The sequence below is a fragment of the Streptomyces sp. NPDC101166 genome (assembly GCF_044768125.1).
Classification (GTDB): Bacteria; Actinomycetota; Actinomycetes; order Streptomycetales; family Streptomycetaceae; genus Streptomyces.
The window spans coordinates 1-1,483 of sequence record NZ_JBIWPF010000107.1 but is presented as its reverse complement, the minus strand read 5'-3'; the positions used below and the strand labels follow the sequence as shown (position 1 = coordinate 1,483).

General features: G+C 67.8%; 3 protein-coding genes. 1 reads left to right on the top strand and 2 read right to left on the bottom strand.

All coding sequences use genetic code 11. The features are described 5' to 3' along the window. Nucleotides 1–572 (bottom strand): MFS transporter (locus tag ACIRS4_RS36780; protein ID WP_404204393.1); only part of this gene is annotated, 572 nt, incomplete at its 3' end. Between ACIRS4_RS36780 and ACIRS4_RS36775 the strand changes: the two genes are divergently transcribed. Further along, on the top strand, nucleotides 565–780 hold the full coding sequence (locus ACIRS4_RS36775) for a hypothetical protein (protein ID WP_404204391.1): 216 nt from the start codon (nucleotides 565–567) through the stop codon (nucleotides 778–780). The genes ACIRS4_RS36780 and ACIRS4_RS36775 overlap by 8 nt on opposite strands. Nucleotides 781–834: 54 nt before the next feature. On the opposite strand, the gene ACIRS4_RS36770 is transcribed toward ACIRS4_RS36775, so the two are convergent. Beyond that, nucleotides 835–1,483, bottom strand: a 649-nt coding sequence (locus ACIRS4_RS36770; protein ID WP_404204389.1) for a phosphate signaling complex PhoU family protein, incomplete at its 5' end; no start/stop codon positions are given.

The following is a 1,483-nucleotide window of genomic DNA, read 5'->3' as shown; positions in this document are numbered from 1 at the left end:
GGGCGGTGCCGTGCGCCCGGCACGTCGAGCACCTTGCCGACCACCACCAGCGCGAGCGCGCCGATCGGGACGTTCACCAGGAACACCCAGCGCCAGCCGGACAGTCCGAGGATGTGGTCGGCGTTGGAGAAGAAGCCGCCCAGGACGGGGCCCAGCACCGTGGCGATGCCGAACACCATCATGAAATAGCCCTGGTACCTGACCCTTTCGCGGGGCGGCACGATATCGCCGATGATGGTGAAGGCCAGCGACATGAGCCCGCCCGCGCCGACGCCCTGCAGCGCGCGGAATCCCGCCAGCTGGTACATGGAGGTGGCGAAGGTGCAGGCCACCGAGCCGAGTACGAAGACGCCGATGGCGATGAGGTAGCAGGGTTTCCGGCCGTAGATGTCGGCCAGCTTGCCGTAGAGCGGCGTCGAGATGGTGGCGGTGATCAGGTAGGCGGTGGTGGCCCAGGCCTGTTTGTCGAAGCCGTGCAGGCTGTTGGCGATGCGGACGATCGCCACGCTGACGATGTTCTGGTCCAGCGCCGCGAGGAACACCCCGAGCAGCAGGCCGGACAGGATGGTCATGATCTGGCGGTGCGAGAGCGTTCTCTCGGCCGGCGTCGAGGGTTCACTCGGCGCTGATTTCTCGATGGACGGTGCAACCCGGACCGGCGCTGCCACCCGCGACGGGGTGGATACCGATGCCTGGGTAGAGCTGTTTGGCATGTTTGGGGCCCTTGTCGGATTTCGGCTTGCCGTGCGTGCGGTGCTACTCGAAAAGACCTCGCCATGAAGCAATTCGGGCAGCTTACTCCCGCCGATCGGGGCCCCTCACAGGAGGTGGTGGTTACGCCTCCGTTTGCGCGTAGAGCGGAATGCCGGTGTGGAAGAAGCGAATGAGACGGCCGATGCGCACGCAGTGGTCGGCCGCGCGCTCGAAGTGGTGGGCCAGCAGGGCGATGTCGATAGCCATCGCCGAGCCGTGCGCCCAGCCGTCGTCGGCCGCGAGCTCCACCAGGCGGCCGCGCAGGCGCTCCAGGTTCTCGTCGCGCGGGATCAGCACCCGGTCGCGCGGCGGGTTCTGCGCCGCAATGACTCTCACCGAGCTGGCGGCGAGATGCGTGACCGCGCCGGACATTTCCACCAGCAGGTCCAGGACCTGCTCGGGGGCCACCGGGTTCGGGTAGCGGCGCACCACTACGTCGGCGACGCGGCTCAGCGATCGGCTCACGGCCAGCAGGTCGTCGGCGATCTGCATGGCGGTGATGACCTGGCGCAGGTCACGCGCCACCGGGGCTTCCAGGGCCAGCAGGATGACCGACCGGTCCTCGCATTTGGCGTGCTCGATCTCCACTTGCTCCTCGAGCGCGAACACCTCGTACGCGGCCGTCAGGTCGGCGCCGAGGAGCGCTGTCGTGGCCCGCTCGGAGGCCTCCTGTGTCAGCTGCGCCATATGCGCGAGCTCCTCGGTCAGCGCCATCAGTTCGCTGGAGAAT